13 protein-coding genes are annotated in these 16,193 nt (G+C 49.1%); 7 read left to right on the top strand and 6 right to left on the bottom strand.

Annotation, left to right across the window (positions count from 1 at the left end; translation table 11 throughout):
- The first annotated feature begins 3 nt into the window (after positions 1 to 3).
- Genes E0496_RS03645 through E0496_RS03635 form a run of 3 tightly spaced genes read left to right on the top strand, consistent with a single transcriptional unit; the run spans position 4 to position 5,103 of the window.
- Positions 4 to 1,815, top strand: coding sequence for a sensor histidine kinase (locus E0496_RS03645; RefSeq protein ID WP_141500315.1), 1,812 nt, complete (start codon positions 4 to 6; stop codon positions 1,813 to 1,815).
- Entirely contained in the window at positions 1,812 to 3,443 is a 1,632-nt protein-coding gene (locus tag E0496_RS03640) for a response regulator transcription factor (RefSeq protein ID WP_141500314.1), read from the top strand. The genes E0496_RS03645 and E0496_RS03640 overlap by 4 nt, the downstream gene beginning before the upstream one ends.
- A 49-nt stretch (positions 3,444 to 3,492) precedes the next feature.
- On the top strand, positions 3,493 to 5,103 hold the full coding sequence (locus E0496_RS03635) for a glycoside hydrolase family 3 protein (protein ID WP_141500415.1): 1,611 nt from the start codon (positions 3,493 to 3,495) through the stop codon (positions 5,101 to 5,103).
- Between the two features lie 580 nt (positions 5,104 to 5,683).
- Here the strand turns inward: E0496_RS03635 and E0496_RS03630 are convergent.
- Entirely contained in the window at positions 5,684 to 6,826 is a 1,143-nt protein-coding gene (locus tag E0496_RS03630) for a YfbR-like 5'-deoxynucleotidase (RefSeq protein WP_161601296.1), read from the bottom strand.
- A 116-nt stretch (positions 6,827 to 6,942) separates the two neighbouring features.
- Between E0496_RS03630 and E0496_RS03625 the strand changes: the two genes are divergently transcribed.
- The 3 genes from E0496_RS03625 to E0496_RS03615 all read left to right on the top strand — a co-directional run bounded on the left by E0496_RS03625 (position 6,943) and on the right by E0496_RS03615 (position 10,602).
- A complete protein-coding gene (locus E0496_RS03625) occupies positions 6,943 to 7,917 on the top strand; it encodes a bile acid:sodium symporter family protein (protein WP_141500312.1) in 975 nt (324 codons plus the stop codon).
- Positions 7,918 to 7,993: 76 nt separating this feature from the next.
- On the top strand, positions 7,994 to 9,769 hold the full coding sequence (pnpS, locus tag E0496_RS03620) for a two-component system histidine kinase PnpS (RefSeq protein ID WP_141500311.1): 1,776 nt from the start codon (positions 7,994 to 7,996) through the stop codon (positions 9,767 to 9,769).
- A gap of 110 nt (positions 9,770 to 9,879) precedes the next feature.
- The gene (locus E0496_RS03615) at positions 9,880 to 10,602 is read left to right on the top strand and encodes a response regulator transcription factor (protein ID WP_139995343.1); all 723 of its coding nucleotides are present in this window, start codon (positions 9,880 to 9,882) and stop codon (positions 10,600 to 10,602) included.
- A gap of 30 nt (positions 10,603 to 10,632) precedes the next feature.
- Here the strand turns inward: E0496_RS03615 and E0496_RS03610 are convergent, their stop codons facing one another.
- Positions 10,633 to 11,499 (bottom strand): AraC family transcriptional regulator, encoded by an 867-nt coding sequence (locus tag E0496_RS03610; protein ID WP_141500310.1) that lies wholly within the window; start codon positions 11,497 to 11,499, stop codon positions 10,633 to 10,635.
- Between the two features lie 231 nt (positions 11,500 to 11,730).
- Between E0496_RS03610 and E0496_RS03605 the strand changes: the two genes are divergently transcribed.
- On the top strand, positions 11,731 to 12,579 hold the full coding sequence (locus E0496_RS03605) for a lipoate--protein ligase family protein (protein WP_141500414.1): 849 nt from the start codon (positions 11,731 to 11,733) through the stop codon (positions 12,577 to 12,579).
- Here the strand turns inward: E0496_RS03605 and E0496_RS03600 are convergent.
- The 4 genes from E0496_RS03600 to E0496_RS03585 are packed head-to-tail and all read right to left on the bottom strand — an operon-like array spanning position 12,570 to position 16,012.
- On the bottom strand, positions 12,570 to 13,526 hold the full coding sequence (locus tag E0496_RS03600) for a phosphotransferase family protein (protein ID WP_161601295.1): 957 nt from the start codon (positions 13,524 to 13,526) through the stop codon (positions 12,570 to 12,572). The two genes, E0496_RS03605 and E0496_RS03600, sit on opposite strands and share 10 nt — an antisense overlap.
- A gap of 53 nt (positions 13,527 to 13,579) precedes the next feature.
- The gene (locus E0496_RS03595) at positions 13,580 to 14,008 is read right to left on the bottom strand and encodes a threonine/serine exporter family protein (RefSeq protein ID WP_141500413.1); all 429 of its coding nucleotides are present in this window, start codon (positions 14,006 to 14,008) and stop codon (positions 13,580 to 13,582) included.
- 24 nt (positions 14,009 to 14,032) lie between these two features.
- Positions 14,033 to 14,791: a threonine/serine exporter family protein gene (locus tag E0496_RS03590; protein ID WP_141500308.1), complete on the bottom strand. Its 759-nt coding sequence runs from the start codon at positions 14,789 to 14,791 to the stop codon at positions 14,033 to 14,035.
- Positions 14,792 to 14,827: 36 nt separating this feature from the next.
- A complete protein-coding gene (locus E0496_RS03585; RefSeq protein ID WP_141500307.1) occupies positions 14,828 to 16,012 on the bottom strand; it encodes a M20 family metallopeptidase in 1,185 nt (394 codons plus the stop codon).
- Between the last annotated feature and the right edge of the window lie 181 nt (positions 16,013 to 16,193).

Below are 16,193 nucleotides of genomic sequence, written 5' to 3'. Positions count from 1 at the left end.
TAGATGAACCTGAGACCGAAATTGATGCTTGCTTTTATATGTCTGATCATCATTCCGATGATCGGCCTCGGCATCTTCTCTTTCCTAAATTCGGAGAGATTGCTGGAGAAAAAATATAGCGAGCAAACCGAGATTTCGCTCAGGGCGGTGGGGGGCAATATCCGTTATTTCTTCCGTGAGCTGGACCAGCTCTCCGATGGGAATCTGACGAGCTCCGAAGTGCAGGATACCTTGAAATACAGCACTCGTACGACTAATGATGCCAGCACCTTGATTGCGATCAACCAAGCAGAGAAGGAAATGAAGCGGATCTTGTTCCAGCATCCGGCGGTAAGCTTTGTCGTCCTGTATGCGAAGGACGGGACGATGTTCCGTTCCTTCCGCAATGATCCGATTACGTTCAAGCCGATTTCCTTCGACATGCTCAAGCAGCATTCCCTCTACAAAGAAGTGACAAGACTAGGCGGACGTCCGCTTTGGATTGGCCCATATGAACAACGTGAGCTGACCAACGTAGATCCGCCTTTGTTTACGCAATTGCGCGTAGTCAGGGATATGGAGACGCTAAATGATCTCGGTGTGATGGTAACTCAGTATAAGACTGAAGAGATTTCCAGTATGCTCAAAGCGTTTCAAAATCCGCAGGCTGATGCTGTGGAGACAAGATATCTAATCGTTAATAAATCCGGCTTGATTATGCTGGACAGCAAAAGCAAGTTCGACGGGCATAACATTAACGAGCAGACCGATTCTCTGCCGCAGCTGACAAACAGCTATAACAGTTCAAGGGTAGAATTCGAGGGTGTTGACAGCCTTGTTTCCTCCTACCAACTGGATCGCAACGAGTGGACGCTCGTATCGGTTAAGCCATGGAACTCGCTTACTAATGAAAATGTTCGATTCGTGCAATGGATTGGCATGATTACGGTTCTTGGTTTGTTGTCTGCCGTGCTGTTCAATGTTTTTTTTGTGAACCGAGTTGCTAAGTCGATTATTAAAGTAGTAAGGAAAATGAGGCTGGTTGAACAGGGACTGCTCGACATTCGTGTAACCGCGCAGGGGAAGGATGAAACCGTGCTGCTGGCGCGGAGCTTCAACAGCATGGTCGAGCGAATCGGGAACCTGCTCAGTGAGGTTCGCAGAGAACAGGCCCGTAAGCAGCATGCAGAGATGATGCTGATGCAAGCCCAGATCAAGCCGCATTTTCTGTTCAACACGCTAGAGTCGATTAATGCGTTGGCTGCGCAAAATGAAGGCGCGAAAATTATGTTGATGGTTCGCCGCTTAAGCGTAATGCTCCGCACAAGCATGCATCATTCCGAGGAAATCAGAATCAACCAGGAAATTGAGCATGTAAGAAGTTATTTGGAAATTCAGAAGTACCGCTTCGAGGAGCTGTTTACTTATCAATTGAACGTTGCACCCGAGACACTGGATTTCACAATTCTGAAGCTGACGCTTCAACCGCTTGTTGAGAATAGCATTCAGCATGGCTTTGAAGGCTATGAGGACGGTCAGGGCATTATCACGCTTGACGTTGCCGCGGAGCCTCACCAAATCGTTATTATGGTGCGCGATAATGGACGCGGGATGAGTTCTGGTGTATTAACAAGGCTGGCTGCAGGAGCCAATCCGTCCAGCAAGCAATCCAATGCTGCGGAGATTGGCGAAAGCAGAGGCTTAGGCTTGCGAAACGTAGCAGATCGCTTGCGTATTCATTATGGGCCGGCATTTGGCATGTGGATATGCAGTCAAGAAGGCAGCGGTACCGTAATTCGCTGTGTAATTCCGAAGAGCAGAGGTGATCAGCTATGACTGGAAGAGTGCTCCTTGTTGATGATGAGGCACATATAACGAGAAATCTGGAGAAAGTTATTCCCTGGGAAATGCTCGGGCTAACAGTCGGCGGCACGGCCAAAAATGGCGTCGAGGCTTTGGAACTGATGGAAAATCAGCCTTTTGATTTACTGCTTTGCGATATTCGGATGCCGGTTATGGACGGCTTGGAGCTGGTGCGGCATATTCGTGATAAGTCGATGGCCTGCGATATCATTATGCTCTCAGGCTATCAGGATTTTGCTTATACTCGAACGGCCATTCAATTTGGAGTAAATGATTATGTCCTAAAGCCAATCCCTTATGATGAGCTTACAGGCGTTATTGCAAGAATCATGTCCAGTCAGCGCAGCAAGCAGAAGCTGATGGAGGAAGAGAAACAAAAGTTGGGCCGAATGATTGACCTCGCCAGTGAGAAAATTTTATACGATATTATTATGGATTACACGGATGTGACAGCTGATAACTGGCTGCTTACGGGTGATGAACAGCAGCTTAAGGAACAGCAATTTGTACTGATTGTACTGGATCTTGATGTCAGCTCGGAGAAAACGAAGGATTGGCGTGACTGGTCCGATAAGGAACGAAAGCTATGGAATTTTGCCGTGTGCAACGTACTACGGGAGAAGCTGCAGCAGAAAGGACTGCATCATGCTGTCATTCAAATTCGTGACGGCGAATGGTGTGTGTTGATCGAAACGGATAAAGCTTCGGAATTTGATTTAGGCATCATTAAAGAGTGGGCGGAAATGCTGCTGGAGGCCATCAAGAGCCATGTGAAGCTTTCTTTGTTTGCAGGAATTTACCGCGAGTTTGCGGCAGTTGCTAACTTGTCCAATGCCTATAAGCTGGTACAGCAGGGCATGCAGCTGAGCGCAGTGCACGACATGATCTCCATTTACCCTTCGGACCAGCAAAAGTCTTCCCAAGCAGATCAAGCTTTCTGGGACACAGCTGAAAAAATTATAGGAGCGGTCAAACGCGGAGACACGACAGGTGTAGATAACGAGCTGCAGGGAATTACAGACCAGCTCCAGCGCTTGAATGAGCCTAGGGTCAATCGCGTAAAGCCTTTGCTTCATTTTTTTGTTCTACATCTTATGCGCGAGATGAAGGAAATGGGTGTTTTCTCACGCGAGCAAGAGGATATGCTGTGGCGCAGATTAGACCGTCGGTTTGGCATTAAAGACCTGCTGTCCGTCATAAGGCAAGTCACCCATGCCGTTTCCGAGAAATCGATGGATAAGAAGAAACAGTCCGAGCGGTCGATGACGGAGGCGAAGTCGTTTCTGGACCGGAATCTTTACCGGGATTTGAGTGTGGAGGAGACGGCGACGCATGTCGGACTGAGTACCTCTTATTTTAGTTTATTGTTTAAGCAAACGTTTGGGGAAACGTTTATCGAATATGTTACGCGGCAGCGCATGGAACGGGCAAAAGCTATGCTGGCTGACACGCCAAAGAGCGTGGCGCAGATTGCGAAGGAAGTCGGGTATGCGGAGCGTCGTTATTTTACGAAGGTGTTTATGAAGTATACAGGCGAGAATCCGACCGAGTTCCGCAGCAAGCGGCAGGAAGGCGCGCTGGCATGCGATGATTTGACTTAACGGATGCATTGATGTACGAGTATGGAAAGGGGCGGAGAAACCAGTGAAGATGGAGCGCGAGTGGAAGAATTGGGATTTAAAGAAGAAGGTAGGCCAGCTCTTCGTATTTGGCTTCCATGGTTATGAGCCGACGAAACAGATCAAGCGGCTAATCGAAGATAGCGGCATTGGCGGCACGATCTATTTCTCGCGAAACGTGAAGGATGCGGAGCAGGTGCACAAACTTAGCGGCGAGCTGCAGGATATCGTGAGGAAAGCGGGCCAACCTCCTTTGTTCATTGCTATTGACCAAGAGGGCGGGATGGTAGCAAGGCTCGTGGACGGCGTAACGCTAATGCCAGGCAACATGGCCCTTGGCGCTGTGGGGCTTGCAGAAGGAGCGAGGGAAACCGCACGCGTATGCGGCGAGGAGCTTCGGCTGCTAGGAGTAACGATGAATTATGCGCCGTGCATTGACGTGAACAACAATCCGGAAAATCCGGTTATTAATGTGCGCTCCTATAGCGACCGCTCGGATGTAGTGGCCGAGCTTGGCGCCGCAGCCGTGGAAGGATATCAAGCCGCACGGGTTGCGGCTACCGTCAAGCATTTTCCAGGTCATGGCGACACGGCAGTGGATTCCCATCATGCGCTGCCTATTCTGCTTCATGGCCGCGAGCGGCTGGAAGCGATCGAGCTAAAGCCATTCCGTGCGGCAATCGAAGCAGGAACAGACTGCATCATGACCGCGCATGTGTGCTTGCCTGCACTAGATCCATCTGGCGTGCCATCCACCTTGTCGGAGCCGGTTATTACAGGCTTGCTGCGCAAAGACCTTGGGTACAATGGCATCGTAGTCACGGATTGTCTCGAGATGGACGCGATTGATAAGCATTATGGTCCAGCGCAGGGGGCAATCCAAGCGCTTCAAGCGGGAGCGGATTTGGTACTCATTAGCCATACGTTCGAAAAGCAGCTTGCAGCACTTGAAGCAGTCGTTGCTGCGGTGAAGAGCGGTGAGCTTGCTGAAACCCGTATAGATGAAGCTTTAGACCGGATTATGGGACTTAAGGTGAAGCTGGAACTGGATGAGGACTTACTGCCTTGGGAGCAGGTGGTTACGCGAATTGGTACGGAAAACGGCAAAGCGGTAGCGAAGACGTGGAGCGAGGCTTCGGTCACACTGGTCAAAAATGGCGGCCAGATACTGCCTTTACGCAGGGAGGAAAGCACGCTGGTGCTCTGGCCGGCAATCGTGCCCGTATCGGTAGCCGATGAGATGCTGGCTGGGGACGGCACATTAGGCTACTTTCTTGAAGGGCTTGGAGCCAATGTGACAGAACGTCAAATGAACTCTGACAGCCCACTTTCGGACCTGGACAGCTTCACCCAAGTCATCGTTGTCACCTATGATGCCTCTAAGCATCCGATCGAACGGGAAGTCGCTCGCGAGGCGGTGAGGCTTGCTCCTGAACGCACTGTCGTTGTTTCGGTGCGTAATCCGCTTGATTTACTGCTTTTTCCTGAGGTAAAAGCATATATCGCTGTTTACGAGTGCAGACCGCTGGCTCTCGCCTCGGCAGCGAAAGTACTGCTCGGTGATTTGGTCCCAACGGGAAAGCTGCCTCTAGAAATATCGGCTGCCTATCCATTTGGCTGGAGTGCCGACATCGGCAGCTAATTTAATTGGGGGAGTCTGCCTCTTATGTGATTTTAACTGTGGAGACGCCTCTTCAAGCAATAAAGCTAACCCGGAAATACGGGTTAGCTTTATTGCTTTGCTCTTATTTATACAAGTTGAACTAAAGTTACTCGTTATGGTCGCTGCGCGAGTAGATCATTCTTTAGGGTCGCAGTTGTAACCAGATTCTTTGATTTCCTTAGATATCTAAAGGTAAGAATCCGGCTACAAAGGCGAACACTTCGTTTCTCCAGAACGATCTTCTCGCTTCGCATAGACCTGATTTCTTTTGTTCAACATATATAGCTTTTTCACATGCAATTTATCTTCAAAGTAACTGCTACCTTCAAAGTAACAGATTGCCTAATAAGTAACTGCTACCTTCAAAGCATCTCCTGCCTCCGAAACATCGTTGTCACAAGCGAAACCTATATGTTCAAAAGGATTTGAACCCCAGCTTATTATTTTTTGAAAAATTTCTCGATCTGTGTTTGGTTTTCCGATTCGGACCCTTAATTAACGAATCTTGCTGCTTAATACTCACTTTCAAGCTGTATAAGACTGTTCGACAAGCCCCCTATTATTGCCCAATCAAGTTCGAGTAGGTCAGATCATGCAAAATGTAAGCCAAGAAAAAGATAACACAAGGGTTCTCATATTTGTGCTGAACCTTGACGAGCTGATTGTAGTACGTATCCGCATAATGCGGATTATTTCGCATTTCGAGGCTGGCTTTGATCAAGGCGTCAAGTTTGTCAGCAATGTCAACCATCTCCCCAACATAGTCGTCAGATTTGCTGTGAGCAATGAATTCAATCATATCCTCATGGAAGAGCTCAGGCAGCTTGTTGATCATATAAAGTGCAGTTTCTTTCTCATATTGTTCGAATGCAAATTTGATATCCGGATTGTTATGTTTGAAATTGGAAACAACGTCGCCGGATAACGCTTCGGGCAAGTCATGCAGCGTAGCTTTGGCTAACAGCTTGTATAAATCAATATTCTTATTGCCGAAGCGCTCCATTTCGAGCAATCCATTGAAAAGCGCCAGCGATGCCACGCGGAAGGAATGTGTGGCGTCATTGTCGGGCACGAGGTTATAGCTGCCGTTCCATCTTTTTACGGTATCTAGGTTGACGATGTATTGGATAAATTCATAGAACCCATCTTCTTTGTCGTATTCCTCCAGCAGCCAGAGGATCGACTTAAGCTCAGTGTCAACAAGTGTCTGCTTGAGCTCCTTATGCTTCGCATGAAAGAATGGATTCGTATCATGTCTGGATTCTCGGTGACAATAAAGATAAGCATCCAGCGTGTCGATTGCATCAACCAAACGGCCGATATGCGTATCATCCTGAGCATTAACAATATAATCAAAAGCGTGTGCCTGCAGTGACTTGGAGAGATAGGATACAATATCTTTGCTGAGCTCCATCTCGAAGTCGCGGATATGATTCATGACGAGGGATTCTTTTTTGGTTACATGCTTGATTGAGCCGGTTCCGGTATTCTTGAGATCCCCCCACAAGCTTCTGCCGAGCAGCTTGAGCTTGTCCAGCGGACAACCTAGCACTTTTTCTTCAATAATGCCTACTAAAATAGATAATGCGGCGCATCTGAAGCTGTGCGTAGACGCATTGTCCTCAAAGCGAGGAGCATACTCGCTCCACCGGGGCACATACTGCATACGGATAATTGTGTTCGTAAATTTACCATTCTTCATGAGCTTGGCTCCTTTGCTGTCCTCGCTTGGCGAGTTTTCGTTCATGTGCAGGAGTGACTATGCTATTATAAAGCTTATGTACAAAAACGAATAGATGTAGCAAATGAGGGAAACGCATGCGTGAATTTGGATTGGCTTTTAATCGGCATTTTGAACGATGGATGTTTATCATTATTCCAGGCTCTCTGATACTTGGCTTTATATTCGCGAGTTCGCTTCAACGCTTTATTGATTGGGTGCCTTATTTATTTGCATATGTGACGCTGACCATGGCGATTGGCTGTGGCTTGGGGCAACTGCGAGAAGTGATGAAGAAACCGGGCGTTATGGTGCTTACCTTTGTAATTGCGCACGTCCTATCTCCGTTAGCCGCATACGGCCTTGGCACGCTTATCTTCGGTGCTGATTCGCCATATGTGGTTGGGCTGGTGTTATTCACGATTATTCCCATTGGCGTATCGACGGTACTGTGGGTAGGGATGTCGGGCGGCAGCGTGCCCCTTATGCTCGCGATGGTTGTGCTGGATTCAGCACTTAGCCCGTTTGTTGTGCCTGCAGGCATTCATTTGTTTTTTGACTCGGCGGTCGAAGTGAAAGCGGGTCCGATCATTATCGATCTGCTTGTCATTATAGTGCTTCCAACCGTGATTGGCGTCGCGCTAAATCAAGTGAGCAGAGGGCGTGTGCAAGGCATTGTAGCACCTTATTCAGCACCAATCTCGAAGTTTTGCTTCGTTGCCGTTGTTGCTCTGAATGCATCGGCAATTGCACCGCATCTCGGGCAATTGAAGCAGGATATGATGAAGCTGGTTCCGATAGTTATTGTTTTGGTTGGTCTTTGTTATGCGCTTGGCTATATCGGAACGTCGAGACTTCCCTATGACGAACAGGTGACAGTATCCTATGCAACGGGAATGAGGAATATTTCGCTTGGCATCGTGCTTGCACTTGGCTACTTCAGTCCGCTTGCGGCTGTTCCCGTTGTGCTCTCGATTCTCATTCAGCAGCCGCTGGCGACGGTTCATCATTATGTTTTACAAAAACTTAACAAACACAAGACTGGCGAAAGTCCGGTGCCGCATGTACGATAAACGTTGGATGTCAGCATTGCAGCATAGGAAAGTCAGGGCTGGATGATACGTAATTACACAGGGGAGAGTGAGCCGGATGAATAGCTTCCGCACCAGGCTGACGCTCATAATGATCGCGATGATCGCCTTATCAGTGAGTGCAGCAGGGTTATTTATGGTCAAAACGTTTAAAGAAAACCATATCAACGCCCTTGAGGATAATATGGTACGCGAGATGCAGATCATTTCGGCAAAAATGGAATGGAAGTCAGGCGAGTTATCTTCGCTCTATGGGTATTATAGCAATGAGGCAAAGGAGCTTAAGCGTTATACGGGCGCTCGCGTCACATTTATCCGCAATGACGGAGCTGTGCTCGGCGATTCGGATGGCAACCCGCAGGACATGGATAACCATCTAGACCGGATTGAAATAAAGGAAGCTTTGAATACGGGAACAGGCAGAGCGATTCGGGCTAGCGATACGATTAAGCAAAATATGATGTATGTTGCGATACCGGTTACCGTTGTGCCTGGACAAGCTCCAGACGTCATTCGGCTTGCTATGAGCCTGCAGGAGGTTGACGAGAGCATTCGCAAATTAACGGCTGTGCTGGCTTTGGGCTTGCTGGTTTTGTTCCTCATTGCGGCGTTAATCAGCTACCGCCTTGCACTTGGCTTAACACGGCCGCTAGAGCAAATTACAAAGGTTGCCAAACGGATTAAAAATATGGATTACCGTGCAAGAGTGAAAGTGGGCAAGCAGGATGAAATCGGCGAGCTTGGTAACGCTATAAATGCAATGGCAGACAGCCTTCAGGTTCAAATGACACGGATTCAGCAAAATGAGAACCAGCTTGAGAGCGTCCTTGATAATATGATCAACGGCATCGTGATGATCGATCGCGGCGGCAAGATCGTGCTGATGAACAGGCGTGCTGAGGAAGTGCTTGGCTTCTCTGCCCGCGAGCTGGTCGGCCGTCATTTTGCTGAAGCGAAGCAGCAGTACGAGCTGTCCCAAATGATCCAAGAGGGGCTCAAGAGCAAGGAGCATTTGCGCGAGGAGATTACGTTTTATTTTCCGGAGGAGAGGCTGCTTGAGCTCAATTTGGTACCGATTCAGCCCGAGGGCAATGAATTCTCTGGCGTGCTGCTTGTGCTGCAGGACGTATCGGCCATTCGCAGACTGGAGCGGATGCGCAGTGAGTTTGTAGCCAACGTCTCGCATGAGCTTAAGACGCCGATAACAGCTGTTAAAGGGTTTGCGGAGACATTGCTTGGCGGCGCGGTAAACGATGAAGAGACCGCACGCTCGTTTTTGCAAATTATATTTGATGAGAGTGACAGGCTTAACCGGCTGATCGGGGATATACTCGAGCTGTCCAAAATCGAATCGCGCCGCGTACCGCTTGTGTTCTCGCCTGTTGAAGTAGACACATTCATCGACAAGTCAATCAAGCTGGTGCAATCTGAGGCTGACCGCAAACATATTGAGCTTAGCATGAGCATTGAGCCGGGCTTGTATGTGGAGGCCGATGAAGATCGCTTAAGGCAAATCGTCATGAATTTGCTCTCCAACGGGATTAATTATACGCCAGAGGGCGGTAAAGTTTCTTTGAATGTAGAGGGCATTGGAGACGATTATATTCGAATTCAAATTAGCGATTCCGGGATTGGCATTCCGAAAAAGGATTTGCCGCGGATTTTCGAGCGGTTTTACAGAGTCGACAAGGCGCGTTCACGGAGCTCAGGCGGCACGGGGCTTGGCCTCTCGATCGTCAAGCATCTCGTTGAGCTTCATAAAGGAACGATTTCGGTAAATAGTGCGGTAGGCGTTGGTTCAACGTTCATCATTGAGCTGCCTGTCCTCCAATAGAAAAAAAGATTTACCTATTCTTCACGAAACCATGATAAACTAGCTTTAAAAGTTCTAAATAAGCGGATGCGGTGTCTTAAGATACCGCTGTTCGCTAGGTTGGAGGTAATATGTCGCATAAAGTGCTCGTCATTGAAGATGAACCGACTCTAGCTAGGCTGCTGTCGTACAATTTGACCCAAGAGGGCTATGAAACGACCGTTATCGATCATGGCGGGGAAGGCTTGCAAACCGCTTTGCAGCGCAATTTCGATTTGGTCATTCTCGATATCATGCTTCCGGGCATGAATGGGTTCGAAATTTTGAATCGCCTGCGGCAAAATGGCGTAAGAACGCCGGTCATTATTTTGACCGCCCGCAATGCAGAGGAAGAGGTCGTACAGGGGCTGAAGCATGGCGCCGACGATTATATTACAAAGCCGTTTGGCGTTGCCGAGCTGCTCGCTCGTGTATCAGCAGTGCTGCGTCGTACGCAGTTGGATGACAGCAAGCCGATTGAATCGACGGAGAAGGTCATTACTGCTGGGGACTTGTCGATTTATCCGGAGAAGTATGAGGTCATTCTAAACGGCGATACGATACCGCTTCGTCCGAAGGAATTTGAAGTATTGCTTTATCTGGTGCAGCGCCCGGGCATGGTAATCACACGCGATGATCTCATGAACGTGGTGTGGGGCTTTGATTATATCGGAGGCCAGCGAACGGTCGATGTGCATGTAAGCTCACTCAGGAAAAAGCTGGAGCTTGGCCAGCAATCGGTACAGATTGAATCCATTCGCGGCGTAGGCTACAAACTTGTTATGCCAAAAAAGCTCGTTACCCCGAAAGTATAGGGTAGACGAGCTTTTTCTGATTGAGCAGCGCTATTGCCGGTTCCACGTCAGCATTTTTCGTTGAAATTGCTTTGGGGAACAGTCATTGTATTTTTTGAACATTTTATAAAAATGGGCCATATTCGGCATGCCGATTCGCTCGCCCACCTCCGATATGCTTAAATCCTTCGTCAGCAAGATCCTCTCCGCCCACTTCACTTTGCGGTAGTTCACGTATTCCGTAAACGATAGGCCGATCGTTTTTTTGAAATATTTTACGAAATAGTAATAGCTCATGTTGGCAATTTTGCATACTTCTTCAACCTGAATCCGATCGGTTAGATGGTTTTCGATGTAATCAAGCACAGGCTTCAGCCGGATGCGGTCGAAATTATCCTGCTCGATCAGCACTTTGCGGGTGTCATGGCGAAGCAGGAGCAGCAGAATTTGCTTGATCAGGACGCTCACAGCGAGTTCATAACCCGTCTCTTTGTTCGTCGCTTCGTTAAGAATTTGTTGGATATAGGAAGCGGTTTGCTGCTTGCTCGTATCGTTTTCCTTGAAAATATAATTAGCTTTGCTTAGCGGCATTTGTGTTTCAGAGAAATAGCGCATATACGGAATGGTGCTTTGATCGAAAAAAGGCTCCAGATCGAATTGAAGCACAATATAATCAAGGGAGTCGTGGCTGCGGTCGCGGTGAAGCTCTGATGCACCAATCAGCATGACATCTCCCGAGGTGAGATGAAAGCACTCCTCATCGATGTAGACGTCCAGATTTCCTTCGAGAATAAGAAGCAGCTCGAGCTGCTTGTGATAATGCCAATTCGTGAATCCGTCCAAATTACGCATCGTTTGAAAAATTCGCAGCGACAGCAACGGGTTCTCATATGCGACTTGTTCATTTATGACTTCCAAATAAAGCTCCCCCTTGGCGCTGCATGACAATATCCTTATTGTAGTGAAAGCGTTCGCTATTAGCAATAAGGGGGAGATAGATAACGGATTGAAATTTAGCGTTATGCAGTAATAGTTGAATTGTATTTTGCCAAATGTGAGGGAAGATGATGCACAGTTGCTTACGAACCGTTAAAATAAAACACAGAACAATATGCGGCAGGTCAGCAGGAGAGGGCTGGAGGGAAAATGATGGACAATCAAGCATTGAAGGATCTTGGACTGGCTGATATCCTGCTTCTCGATCGGACGCATGAGCTGGCGGAGCCGGACATGCTGTATGCTTTTGCGCTGGATGAGCTGCTTTGCAGAAGCACGGGAAAAGGTGGGCCGTCGATTTGCCATATTTGGCGACATCCTCGCGGTTTTGTTATGGGTTTAAAGGATAGCCGCCTACCGGGAGCGGCCGAGGCGGAACGCTGCCTTCAATCACAGGGCTGGTCGACAGCGGTGCGCAATTCAGGGGGGGCTGCGGTGCCGCTGGATCTTGGCGTAATCAATATCTCGTTAATTATGCGGAAGCCTTCGGTGGACTCGTTTCATTTTCACAACGACTTTGAACGGATGTACGGGCTGATCAGCGAGGCTTTGAAGGAAACGGGCTGCCAGGTTGGTAAAGGGGAAATTCGGGGAGCGTACTGCCCGGGTGAATATGATTTGAGCATAAACGGCTATAAGTTTTGCGGCATCGCGCAGCGGCGCCAGACCCATGCTTTTATTGTGCAAGCCTTTATTGTGGCTGAGGGCACAGGCCAAGAGCGGACAAAACAGGTGCGGGAGTTTTATGAGAAAGCGGGTCATGGGGCAGACACCTTGGATTATCCGGCCGTGACCAATGAGAGCACGGCCAGCCTGCAGGAGCTGACCAATCTTGGGGAAGCCGCGGGACAGGCTTTCGTCCGGGCCGTCAAACAGGTCATCACATCGCAGCAAACGGAGGATGGACTGGCAGCGGCGCAAGAGAAGCTTGTGCTGCCGACCCACGAACAGATCTTGGCAATGGCCAAAGTGCTGCGGGAGAGATATGCCATTCAGGAATAAATTTGCATGAAGCTCACCACGCATTGCTTGAGGTTGGCTTCGGCTTCATGAAGCTGCTTCTTCAAATGGTCTAACGGCCAGATGCCTTTATCCATTCGAATGTCATTAGCAATGAGCTTCAGCATCCAAAGTGAGAAAAGGGATGAATATAAATAATAGCCGCGCTTGAAAGAAGCAGCAGCCGCAGGAGTATGGTTAGGCTGAGTGAGCAGCAAATAGCGGTCAAGCAGCCGTTCACGCACGGCGATGGTCATTTCTTTCGGAAATGTCGGGTGGGAAAGATCGATAATATGATACAAATCCCAGTATCGGCTGTTGAAATGGGCATGCTCCCAGTCCAGCACCTTCACTTGTCCGCCAACAAGCGCGTAATTGCCTAGATGAAGGTCGCCATGCGAGAGTACGGGCTCATTCAGCGAAAAGCTTGCATCCCGTAGCTGCCTTAGCATGTCATGGAGGATAGCGGTAGGGATACTGGGCCATTGCTCCGCAAGCTTATCCATTGGCGTACCAGAGGGAAACAGCTCGACTTGAAGCGTATCGGCATAAGGCTTTGGTCCGCGAAGCGGGGCGTGATGCAAATGACAGGTGGGCAGTGCATGCCATTGCGCGACATGACCCAGCAAGGCGGATGCGGTCTTTTCATCAAAAACATGGTTCAGCGATCCGAAGTCTTCTAACAGCAACCATGGGGTTGATGAGCAGGCTGGCTGAGAATGGGCAAGCAGTTGTGGAAATACGGGTGGGAGAGCAGGCAGGATATTTTCGTAGACCCAGACCTCTTTTCCGAGCTGCTCGTTATTCGTCAGCGGTTTGAATATAGCGGTAGCCGATGGGGTCATATAAATACGTTGGACCACGCTGCCGTTCATTCCTCTATACAAGGGTTCTCTGCGCCATATTTTCGCTTTGTCTATTTCTCCGTTTGGCATGAATATGTCATGCATGAAGGATCCTCCTCGCTTCATTTCATTGGTCCCAATACCGTTGATTCCAGCAGCTATCGTTCTGATTTTCGAATGATTTGATTGATTACCTCAGAGAAAACAAGGCCGATGGCGATTGCTCCCGAGATCATAAACGCTTTGACGGCTAGCTGCACCGCAATATCATAATGATCAAGCACAACATTTCTCATCGCGTCATAGGCAAGTCCGCCCGGAACGAGCGGGATGATGCCTGATACACTAAAGACGATAATGGGTGTTTTGTAGAGCTTTGAGAAGAGCTGGCTAATGACGGTCACGACAAAAGCGGCGATCAGTGTAGCGGGTATGGCATCGAGCTCCAATTGGGTACAGGAAATATAGATCAGCCAACCGATCATGCCTACAGCCCCGCAGTGGGCGAGTGTCCGCTTCGGCACATTAAAGATGAGGCCGAAGGCTGCCGACGCTATAAAGCTTGTGAATAGCTGTTCCAGCATCATCAAGGCGATGCACCTCCGATCTGTTTAATAGAAGGAAAGCACGGCAGCGATGCCGGCACCAATCGCGAAGGCAGTGAGGAAGGCTTCGGCTCCCTTGGACAGTCCCGATACGAGATGTCCAGCCATTAAGTCTCTCACTGCAGCCGTAATATGGAGACCGGGGACGAGCGGCATGACCGAACCGATTATAATTTTGTCGAGATCGACACCTAAGCCTTTATGTACAAATAGGACGGATAACGTACCGATAAGCAAGGCGGTTATGAATTCAGCGAAAAATTTAATCGGCACAATTCGGTGCAACTGCATTAAAAATAGGAAGCCCGTCCCACCTATGAACAGTACCGGCAGGAAGTCGCGCCAGCTTCCTTGAAACATGATGAGAAAGCAGCCACTGGCGATAGCGGCCGCGATGACTTTTAGCAAAACAGGATAAACGAATGCATTCGTATCAATTTCCTGCAGCAGTCGGTGGGCTTCGCCTGCCGCAAGTTTGCCTGTGCTTATTTTGCGGGAGATATCGTTCACTAAGGAGACTTTGAGCAAATTAGTCGAGCGTTCGGAAATTCGGATAAGCCTAGTCATTTGCGACGAGCCGTCAATGGCGAATATAATCCCTGTTGGCGTAACGAAGCTGTGCGAATTTTCGATGCCGTACGCTGCAGCTATGCGTACCATCGTATCCTCGACTCGGTAGGTTTCACCGCCGTTTTGCAAAATGATTTTCCCCGCGAGCAAACAGATTTGCGTAATTTCATGGCTGTTGATGATACTTTTTTCCATGGTGGCTGCCCCCTTGTTTGAGCGTGTGAACGGTCGCTAGCTAGACTTGATTTGCTGTTCAAACTCCGTTCGGATACGGGCCAGCAGATTTGGATCGGCAAAGACGTCATAAGCCGTTGCGGCGAGCATCTTGGCGCCGAAGAGCATGCCGTCCAGCGCGTAATCAGTCATTGCCGCATCGCGGAACGCTTCGGTATGGAGCAGCAATCGATCTTGTACCACCTTGACGAAGGGATGGATGGCCGGGCAACGGACGGATACATTGCCAAGATCTAGCGAGCCATGGTCTTTGCCTACTTCAATTTGCTCCGGTTTGATGCCAGCTTCGATAAGATTCGCATTGAATTGCTCGGATAAAGCCTCATTAGTTAACAACTCATCATATGAAAATTCGAAATGGTTGGACGTCAGTGTACATCCGGTTTGCAAAGCAGCTCCTTCAGCGCAGCGCAGTACCTTAGCGGTAAGCTCGTTCGTGTAGGTACGGGAAGCGGAACGGACATAAAACTTTGCCGATGCATAGTCGGGAATAATGTTTGGCGCTTTGCCCCCATTGTCGATAATGCCGTGAATGCGGGCGTCGCTGCGCGTCTGCTGACGAAGTGCGTTCACGCTGTTGAACAACTGGAGCACCGCGTCGAGCGCATTTATGCCTTCATAGGGGCTAGCGGCCGCATGCGTGGCCAGTCCCGTATACTCGAACTGCAGCGCATCGAGTGCAAGCGATTCTCCAGAACGCTCATAGGTATGATAAGGATGCGCCATGAGCGCAAAATCGCAATCGTCAAATAACCCTGCCGCAGCCATTGGAACTTTGGCGCCGCGTGTTTCTTCCGCAGGCGTGCCATAGATGCGGATTTTCCCGCCAAGACCGCTGCCTTGCAGCGCAGCCTTCAGTCCGACAGCCGCGGCTGCACTCATCGAGCAGATCAAATGATGCCCACAGGCATGTCCGATTTCCGGGAGCGCGTCATATTCACATAAGAGTCCAACGGTGGGACCGGCCTTGCCTGTGTCATAAACGGCGATGAAGGAGGTCTCGATGTCCAAAATGCCGCGTGTTACCTCGAAGCCGTATTTGACCAGCTCCGTACATAACAGCTGTGAAGCGAAAAACTCTTCATGCCCTAGCTCCGGTCGGCTGCCCACCTCACGTGAGATCATGCGGAAAGCTTCGGCGTATTGATCGATTTCACTAAAAATGAGATTTTTAGGTGTCATCGTATGAATAACCTCCTGTTATGTAGCTATTATTTAGGTTCAGTTGCGTGTGTGAATGCGAAGAGAGCTGCAATTAGTGGATCAGAGTTCGTATGTGCTAAGTCGTCGGTTTCGCAAGTGTGGCTATTGGGCTGCAGCCGCAATCGTAAGAATGATCTATTCGCACAGCGACCAAACGTAA

Source organism: Paenibacillus luteus, assembly GCF_006542765.1.
GTDB classification, from domain to species: domain Bacteria; phylum Bacillota; class Bacilli; order Paenibacillales; family Paenibacillaceae; genus Pristimantibacillus; species Pristimantibacillus luteus.
This window is presented reverse-complemented; position numbering and strand designations above follow the sequence as displayed.

Excerpts from the sequence above, each read along its gene's own strand:
- E0496_RS03615 (WP_139995343.1), top strand. The coding sequence starts at position 9,880 with ATGTCGCATAAAGTGCTCGTCATTGAAGATGAACCGACTCTAGCTAGG.
- E0496_RS03605 (WP_141500414.1), top strand. The coding sequence starts at position 11,731 with ATGGACAATCAAGCATTGAAGGATCTTGGACTGGCTGATATCCTGCTT.
- E0496_RS03590 (WP_141500308.1), bottom strand. The coding sequence starts at position 14,791 with ATGGAAAAAAGTATCATCAACAGCCATGAAATTACGCAAATCTGTTTG.
- E0496_RS03640 (WP_141500314.1), top strand. The coding sequence starts at position 1,812 with ATGACTGGAAGAGTGCTCCTTGTTGATGATGAGGCACATATAACGAGA.
- E0496_RS03585 (WP_141500307.1), bottom strand. The coding sequence starts at position 16,012 with ATGACACCTAAAAATCTCATTTTTAGTGAAATCGATCAATACGCCGAA.
- E0496_RS03595 (WP_141500413.1), bottom strand. The coding sequence starts at position 14,008 with ATGATGCTGGAACAGCTATTCACAAGCTTTATAGCGTCGGCAGCCTTC.
- pnpS (WP_141500311.1), top strand. The coding sequence starts at position 7,994 with ATGAATAGCTTCCGCACCAGGCTGACGCTCATAATGATCGCGATGATC.
- E0496_RS03625 (WP_141500312.1), top strand. The coding sequence starts at position 6,943 with ATGCGTGAATTTGGATTGGCTTTTAATCGGCATTTTGAACGATGGATG.
- E0496_RS03635 (WP_141500415.1), top strand. The coding sequence starts at position 3,493 with ATGGAGCGCGAGTGGAAGAATTGGGATTTAAAGAAGAAGGTAGGCCAG.
- E0496_RS03645 (WP_141500315.1), top strand. The coding sequence starts at position 4 with ATGAACCTGAGACCGAAATTGATGCTTGCTTTTATATGTCTGATCATC.
- E0496_RS03600 (WP_161601295.1), bottom strand. The coding sequence starts at position 13,526 with ATGCATGACATATTCATGCCAAACGGAGAAATAGACAAAGCGAAAATA.
- E0496_RS03630 (WP_161601296.1), bottom strand. The coding sequence starts at position 6,826 with ATGAAGAATGGTAAATTTACGAACACAATTATCCGTATGCAGTATGTG.